Here is an 8,188-nt window from a genome sequence, read left to right as displayed (position 1 = left end):
TCATCGCCGGATTATCCATGATCTGACAGCCGTCCCTTATAGGATGCGGGTTCACTAGGCATCGTAGTGGAACATATTCTTACCGGGCCATACAACAAACCCACCAATAATTCAAGACGTCCTCCACGGGGCGCTTACCGTAGATAGGGGTTACGCTGACGGTTCAGCAGGATCATCACCAGCAGCACGACTCCGGTCAGCATCAGATTTTTCGGGGCGCCGACGGTATGGTCGTTCAACGCGGCGAAACCGCCGCCTATGGACGTGAGTCCCACCTGGATAAGCGAAATGCCGATGATCATCACCACGATACCCGACACCAGGGGGTAATGATGCGCCGGGCCAGGTGCAGCACCCGTGAAAGCAGAATTTCGGTGCAGGAAGCCACCATGAGGGTACCGAACAGATCGGCCATCATTGTCGGCACATCGGCGCCGCCGTTTTTCAGCGCCAGACCGCCCATTATCAGCGGCGTCACGAAATTGAAGCTGGTGCCCTGTATAGACAGCAGGCCCGATCCCACGGCCCCCAGGTTTTGATTTGCAGGATGGATGCAAGCCCGGAGGCGAACAGCGACATGCTGATAATATGGCGGGTATCGTCCGCCGGCAGGCCCAGCGCTTGGCAGATCAGCAGCGCCGAGGTGATGACCGCCACAAACATCGCCAGTAGATGCTGACAGGCGGCGAATAACGTTTGCGGCAGCGGCGGCCTGTCGTCGAGGCGGTAAATCAGTTCGCTGGGGGCGCTGTCAGCGGAGGCGGGGGCGGTGTTAATCATTGGGCGATGTCATGGCAAGCAACGTTCCTGGGCGGCAAAGAGGGCATTTTAATCATCTTGAAGGGAAAAGCAATCGATTGCACCGCCATCGATGGCGGGTCATTGACGTCGATCAACGGTTCGGCGTGCGCCGCCTACATTAGGGCTGCCGCGCGGACGTGAAGGCCAGTTTTGCCGAGGGGATGTCGACCTTGAGGCACCGGCGCAAACGCGGGTGCGAAAGCCCGCTTTACTCAGGACGTCGATCTAAAGGCGGGCGCGCAAACGTGGATGCGTCCTGTAACCGCGTCATAGCAACTCTGCGGGACGATGTAGCGGCGGCAGACGCCGCTCAGGCGAAGGTATAGTGGACGCGCTCGGGCATCCAGCGTTCAATCAGGGCGCAGGCCGAGTCGGGGTGATGCTGATGGATATGCCATGCCAGGCGCTGTACCTCCGGAATCATCGCCTGATCGCGCAGCAGATCCGCGACCCGGAATTCGGCATTGCCGGTTTGGCGGGTGCCCAGCAGCTCGCCGGGGCCGCGGATTTCCAGGTCTCGCTGGGCAATGACGAAGCCATCGTTACTGTCGCGTAGAACCTGCAGACACGACTGCGCGGTTTTGTTGAGCGGCGACTTGTACAGCAGCACGCAGTGGGAGGCCACCGTGCCGCGGCCAACCCGCCCACGCAGCTGATGCAGCTGCGCCAGCCCGAGCCGCTCGGGGTTTTCGATGATCATCAGACTGGCGTTAGGCACATCGACACCCACCTCGATGACCGTGGTCGCCACCAGTAATTGTACCTCCCCCGCCTTGAAGGCCTGCATCAGCTGCTGCTTTTCCGGCGCCTTCATGCGTCCATGTACCAGCCCGACCCGAAGCTCGGGCAGCGCGCTTTGCAATTCCTGCCAGGTGGCTTCCGCCGCCTGCCGCTTCCAGCACATCCGATTCTTCTATCAGCGTGCAGACCCAGTAAGCCTGACGCTGCTCCTGCAGGCAGGCCTGGCGGACGCGCTGAATAATTTCCGCACGCCGGGTATCCGGGATCGCGACCGTGGTCACCGGCGTCCGGCCCGACGGCAGCTCATCAATGACTGAGGTATCCAGGTCGGCGTAGGCGGTCATCGCCAGCGTCCGGGGAATGGGGGTGGCGGTCATAATCAACTGATGCGGATGGAAGCCCAGCGCCACGCCTTTCTCCCAAAGCGCCAGCCGCTGATGAACGCCGAAACGATGCTGCTCATCGATAATCACCAGCGCCAGCCCGGCAAAGCGCACCTGCTCCTGGAAAATAGCGTGAGTGCCCACGACCATAGACACCCGGCCATCGCTAATGGCTTCCTGCTGCGCCTGGCGCGCTTTCCCCTTCTGCTTGCCCGCCAGCCAGCCGACCTCGATGCCCAGCGGCGCGAACCAGTCGCGGAAATTTTGCGCGTGCTGTTCGGCCAGCAGCTCGGTGGGCGCCATCAGCGCCACCTGGCGGCCATCGCTAATGGCACACAGCGCCGCCGCCAGCGTTTTGCCGGATCCCACATCCCCCTGAACCAACAGCATCATCGGGATATCTCGCGCCAGATCCTGTGTGATTTCCGCCACCACGCGCCGTTGGGCGCCGGTAGGGGAGAACGGCAGCGCGGCGAGAAAGCGCCGGGACAGAAGATTATCGGCACGTAGCGGTAACGCCCGGTCTTTTTGCACCCCGGCCCTAACCGCCAGCATGCTAAGGTTGTGGGCCAAAAGCTCTTCGAGAATCAGCCGGCGCTGCGCTAAATCGTCCAGGGAGATTTCCGGCGGCAGGCGGTGCAGCATCTGTAATGCATCGGCCAGGCTCATCAACCTGCCGCTTAGCTCCGGCGGCGGCAGCTCGGGTACCGGCGTGATGTCGAGCAGTTTCAGGGCCTGATCGATCGTGCTGCACAGCGTAGCCTGTCGAACGCCTTCGGTGGTGGGATATACCGGCGTTAGCGTGGCGGCAAGCGTGACCTGGCTGCGCTCGCTGATGACATGATATTCGGGATGGATTATCTCACCGCCAAGCTAGCCGCGGCGGATTTCGCCATAGGCGGTCACCCACTGGCCGGGGAGAGGCTATTTTTCATCACCTCGTTAAAATGAAAAAAGCGCAGCGTCAGGACGCCGCTGTCGTCGCGCAGGCGGCAGGTGAGCATGCGTTTGGGCCAAAACTGATATCGCTATATTCAAGACTTCGCCCTGCACGGTCACCGTCATCCCCGGCAGCGCCTCGCCGATAGGATACAGTTTGGTGCGGTCCTCATAGCGGGCCGGTAGATGCAGCAGCAGATCCTGCAGGCTCTCCAGCCCGAGTCGGGCAAACTTGCTGACGAGACTCGGGCAGATCCCTGATAGCGTATTCAGCGGAATGGCGTTTAACAGGCGGCCTTCGGTCATATCAGTTCTCCGTGGCTTGTCATCAGGCCCACCCTTCTGGGGGAGAGGTCCTCTCGCCGCCGGGGCCGCTGTCTGGCTGGGGGGAGCGTTTGCGCGCGGCGACCCTGCTCCATAAAAATACAGGTCGGACGGCGATAATCAAGGGGGCGGAAATTCGCCGCGCTGCATAAGAGAAACGGCGTCAGAACCGGCCGGTGGGCCGCCGGCATGTCCCCTCGCCGGGCAAAACGTTCCTGCGTCATGGCTTAATTGCGGTTGCGGTTCACCCGGATGACATCCGGCATGATGCGGATTTTACGCATGATATTCGCCAGATGGATGCGATCGCGGGTCGTCAGGCGAATAAACGCGCTATACACCCGGCCGTCTTTCTCTTCGGTGTTGAGGCTCTGGATATTGGAGTTGGCGGCGTTAATCGACGCGGTCAAATTGGCCAGCGCGCCCTGATGGTTGAACATGTCTACCTTGATTTCGGCGATAAATTCCTGTTCGCTCACCATCTCCCACTCCACCGGCATGAATTTCTCCGGCTCTTTCTGGTAGCCCCGGATATTGCGGCAAGATTCGTGGTGCACCACCAGCCCTTTGCCGGGGCTGACGTGGGCGATAATCGGATCGCCGGGAATAGGCCGGCAGCATTTGGCGAAGGTGATGAGCACGCCGTCGGCGCCTTTAATTGGCAGCGTACGCGGGCCGACGGGGGGCGTCAGGTTGGACCGATCCCCCTGCAGATTTTTGGCAATGACCACGCTCATGGCGTTGCCGAGACCGATTTCCGCCAGCAGATCTTCAAGCGTCGCCAGTTTCATCCTGTCCAGCTCGCGCTGAATATTTTCCAGCGGCATTTCAACAAGTTTGCGGTTGCCGCCCAACGCGTGGTTAAGCAGGCGACGGCCGAGGCTGACGGAGTCATCACGCTTGAGGTTTTTCAGCATCTGCCGAATTTTGGCCCGCGCCTTGGAGCTTACGACGAAATTCAGCCAGGCGGCGTTGGGCCGCGCGCCGGGAGCGGTAATGATTTCCACGGTCTGGCCGCTGGTGAGCGATTGCGACAGCGGATAGGGCTGCCTGTCCACCCGCGCGCCCACGCAGGCGTGGCCGATATCGGTATGCACGGCATAGGCGAAATCCACCGGCGTAGCGCCCGCCGGCAATTCGACGATGCGCCCTTCCGGGGTAAACACATAGATTTCGTCGGGAAAAAGGTCGGATTTAACGCTTTCAATGAATTCAAACGAGCTGCCGGCGCTTTGCTGTAGCTCGAGGAGGCTTTGCATCCAGCGCTGTGCGCGGATTTGCGCTGTAGTACCGGTTTCGCCCTGCTCTTTATACGCCCAATGCGCCGCCACCCCTATCTCCGCCATCTGATCCATGTCCTCGGTGCGAATCTGCACCTCCACCGGCACGCCGTGGGGACCTATCATCGAGGTATGTAGCGATTGGTAGCCGTTGGCTTTGGGGATGGCGATATAATCTTTCACCCGCCCGGGGCGCGGTTTATAAAGGCTATGCATCTGTCCCAGCACCCGGTAACAGGTATCCACTTCGCTGACGATCACCCGAAAAGCGTAGATATCCATGATGGAATGAAAACGTTGCTCTTTCAGGTGCATCTTGCAATAGATAGAGTAGAGATGTTTTTCCCGTCCGCTGACGCGACAGGGAATACCCGCTTCGGTTAAGCGACCCTCTATCTCGGCGAGGATTTTCTGGATCATCTCCTTGCGGTTACCGCGCGCCGCTTTAACCACTTCCTTGATGACCCGGTAGCGGTTGGGATACAGCGCCTCGAACCCCAGCTCTTCCAGCTCGGTTTTCAGGTGATGGATACCCAGCCGGTGGGCCAGCGGGCTATAGATTTCCAGCGTTTCGCGCGCAATGCGACGCCGTTTGTCCGGCCGCAGGGCGCCGAGGGTGCGCATATTATGGGTGCGGTCGGCAAGCTTTATCAGCACGACGCGGATATCTTGCACCATCGCCATGATCATTTTACGAAAGTTTTCCGCCTGGGCTTCTTTCTTGTCGCGGAATTTCAGCTTGTCCAGCTTCGATACACCCTCCACCAGCTCGGCGACGCTTTTGCCGAACAGTTGTTCCATGTCCTGGTAGGTGGCTGGGGTATCTTCGATAACGTCATGCAGCAGCGCCGCCATCAGCGTCTCGTGATCGAGACGCATCTCGGCCAGAATGCAGGCGACCGCTACCGGATGGGTGATATAAGGCTCACCGCTGGAACGAGTCTGTCCCTCGTGCGCATCACGAGCGACAAGATAAGCCTGCCGGAGGAGTTTCATCTGATCCTCGGGCAGATAGCGTTGAATCAGAAGATTCAGACTTTCGAACAGATACAAGGTAGGGTAGTAACCTGCTGTTAACGGCGGCCTTCAGCGATCGCGGTGACCGCCTGAATCTCGGCGGCTTCCTGTTCTTGCTGCTCCTGGCGATCGCGTAAATCTAGGATCTGGCTGGTGATCAGGCCTTCCTCGATTTCACGCAGGGCGATAACGGTGTATTTATCGTTTTCTTCCGCAACCAGTGGATCTTTACCGCCTACCTGAATCTGACGCGCGCGACGCGCGGCGACCAGCACCAGGTCAAAACGGTTACCAATTTTCTCGACGGCGTCTTGTACAGTTACGCGTGCCATATGTGAGCTACTCCACAGATGAAGAAATGACTGGGCATCATACTGAAAGTTGTGTCAGTCTGCCAACAATTTGCTGATTAATGCGTCATGGCTTAATTTCTGACGCTCAAGGCGCAGGCGCTCAGCCCGGATAATGGTTTTCAGATCAAGCAATGCGGTATTGAAGTCGTCATTGACGATGAGATAATCATACTCCGCAAAGTGGGTCATTTCAGCTACCGCCTGCGCCATGCGCCGGGCTATGACCTCTTCGCTGTCCTGACCGCGTCCGCGCAACCGGCGATCTAACTCCTCCTTGGACGGCGGCAAAATAAAGATGCTGCGTGCGTCGGGCATTTTTCCCCGGATCTGCTGCGCGCCCTGCCAGTCGATATCAAGGAACACATCGACGCCGGTGGCCAGCACCAGCTCGATGGTTTCGCGCGAGGTGCCGTAGTAATTGCCGAACACCTGGGCGTATTCCAAGAAGGCATCTTTGGCAATCATGCGCTCAAATTCCGCCACCGGCACGAAAAAGTAATGCTGTCTGTGCGCTTCGCCGGGACGCATGGCGCGGGTGGTGTGGGAGATCGACACCTGGGTGTCATAAAGCGGCTGGGTTTTCAGCAACGCCTGGATCAGGCTAGATTTTCCCGCGCCGCTCGGGGCGGAAACGATATAGAGCGTACCTTGAATCATCATGAAATAGTCAGCTGAGGTTGAAAGAACGACTGGGCGCGTTTCTATTATACACGGCATTGAGAGGCGATGCAGCTGTCAACGTAGCGGCAGGGCCGGCGGAGGGGGTGAGGCATCGGTGGTGAAGGAATTAAGGAAGCACGGGCACCCGTCGAAGACGCAAACCCCGTGACCTCCCTTTTTGAACGTTTTAGATATTTATCTGCAAAAATCCACCAGTAAAAAAAACCACCTTTGAGTATTAAAAATCGCGATAAAGTGTCTATTATCTGGTAGCCGGAATAGCCATCCGGCCCGTCAGTCCGGTCACGATAAATGACTACAACTGTCCGGCCCTTTTTTTACTGCGGATTTCAATGCTGATATAACATCATAAGCCGTGCTATTTTTGCTGATCTTCAAGTACATTGCAGACTTCGCTGAACTTCTCTAACTGCATCCCGGATAACGGAGCAAACATGCGATCCAGAATGACTTTGTGGGTCTGTTCGGCGATACGCAATTTCTCACGACCTTTTTCAGTGATATAGACATACTTCACCCGGCGATCGGTCGGGCTTTGCTGGCGCTGCAGCATCTCCTCTTTTTCCAATGCATCAAGCACGGTGACCACGGTACGGGATGAGAAGCCCATATAGTTCTTGATATCGGTGGCGCTGGTTTTGCCGGTAGTAATCAGATGCAAAATTTTCATTTTCGACATCGAGAGGCCTTCGTTCACCAGCTGACCATTTACTTCTTTTCTCAGACGGTGATAGATACGCGATAGGGACTCTACCATTACTGAAATATCGGTTGATTTATCCATGTTCTAATCTCTATATGTTATTTATTCGCTATCAGTTATTCCCAAAGCACGTTAGATTTCCGTTTAGTATTACAGATGGCTTTAATGGCATCGGGTAAATATTACACTTAAGCAGAATCGACGACGCTGGGAAATATTCTAAACAAGCAATGTTGTCAGCTTACGCTAACAAAAAATACATTTTATTAACAAAAATATTGAAATTCTTTCAACCTCCATTAAAAGGGGCATCCTGGAGACAGAAGAGTATGGGTTACTTCCAGGTTATTATTAATGCCCAATCGGAGTATGATCGGACCCCCCTGCTTCACTACTGACTGCCCGAGCAGTTTATCGAAGTTTTTTTAAATTTGAAATATGACTATAAGAAAAAGGCGCATATATTATGAAAAAATAATGACGAACACATATTTTTATGTTTTGTTAATTATATTAATATCCTGATAATCTTTATCGGAATTTACAGATCTGACGGCTGCAACGTATTGTTAGAAAAGGATTTTTAGAAATTTTTTTAGATGAAACATTGTGCCGGTTTCGTTGCAGTAGTTCACACAAAAATCGAGTTAAAAAAAATAATCGTAAATTAAAAACTCACAAAAAAAATAAAAAACCTTCAATGCGCCTTAAGTCTGTTTAGCGAAAAGTTGTTAAATAATTGTAATTATTGGTAATTTTTTTTTATCTTTTTCGCTAAAAATTTAAATTTAGCAAAGAATTATGTAAGCGTACGCCCAGCGCCGTATTGACAGTTATTCAGCAGGGATGGTGAGGTTCCACGGCAGGAGCTCTTTGATTTTGTTGATGGGATGATCCGTGATAATCGCCAGCACATGGCGCAGATACGCTTCCGGCTCCACGCCGTTCAGTTTGCAACTGCCGATC

The 8,188-nt window shown here is 55.4% G+C and carries 5 protein-coding genes and 2 pseudogenes; all 7 read right to left on the bottom strand.

Going from position 1 to position 8,188, the window contains the following annotated elements:
- Positions 1–137: 137 nt before the first annotated feature.
- A pseudogene (locus ACMX3H_RS15135) lies at positions 138–780 on the bottom strand (solute carrier family 23 protein); the annotation flags it as partial.
- Between the two features lie 331 nt (positions 781–1,111).
- Positions 1,112–3,170 (bottom strand): annotated as a pseudogene (recG, locus tag ACMX3H_RS15130) (ATP-dependent DNA helicase RecG).
- Between the two features lie 245 nt (positions 3,171–3,415).
- Positions 3,416–5,521, bottom strand: a complete 2,106-nt coding sequence (gene spoT / locus ACMX3H_RS15125; RefSeq protein WP_415211423.1) for a bifunctional GTP diphosphokinase/guanosine-3',5'-bis pyrophosphate 3'-pyrophosphohydrolase — start codon at positions 5,519–5,521, stop codon at positions 3,416–3,418.
- 20 nt (positions 5,522–5,541) lie between these two features.
- On the bottom strand, positions 5,542–5,817 hold the full coding sequence (gene rpoZ / locus ACMX3H_RS15120) for a DNA-directed RNA polymerase subunit omega (protein ID WP_011412033.1): 276 nt from the start codon (positions 5,815–5,817) through the stop codon (positions 5,542–5,544).
- A 54-nt stretch (positions 5,818–5,871) separates the two neighbouring features.
- Positions 5,872–6,495, bottom strand: a complete 624-nt coding sequence (gene gmk / locus ACMX3H_RS15115) for a guanylate kinase (RefSeq protein WP_415211425.1) — start codon at positions 6,493–6,495, stop codon at positions 5,872–5,874.
- 382 nt (positions 6,496–6,877) lie between these two features.
- Entirely contained in the window at positions 6,878–7,303 is a 426-nt protein-coding gene (locus tag ACMX3H_RS15110; RefSeq protein ID WP_415211422.1) for a MarR family winged helix-turn-helix transcriptional regulator, read from the bottom strand.
- A gap of 752 nt (positions 7,304–8,055) precedes the next feature.
- The coding region (locus ACMX3H_RS15105) for a transposase domain-containing protein (RefSeq protein WP_415211424.1) at positions 8,056–8,188 on the bottom strand (133 nt) is incomplete at its 5' end.

The organism is Sodalis sp. (in: enterobacteria), from assembly GCF_047607725.1.
GTDB lineage: Bacteria > Pseudomonadota > Gammaproteobacteria > Enterobacterales > Enterobacteriaceae > JBLKSS01.
This window is presented reverse-complemented; position numbering and strand designations above follow the sequence as displayed.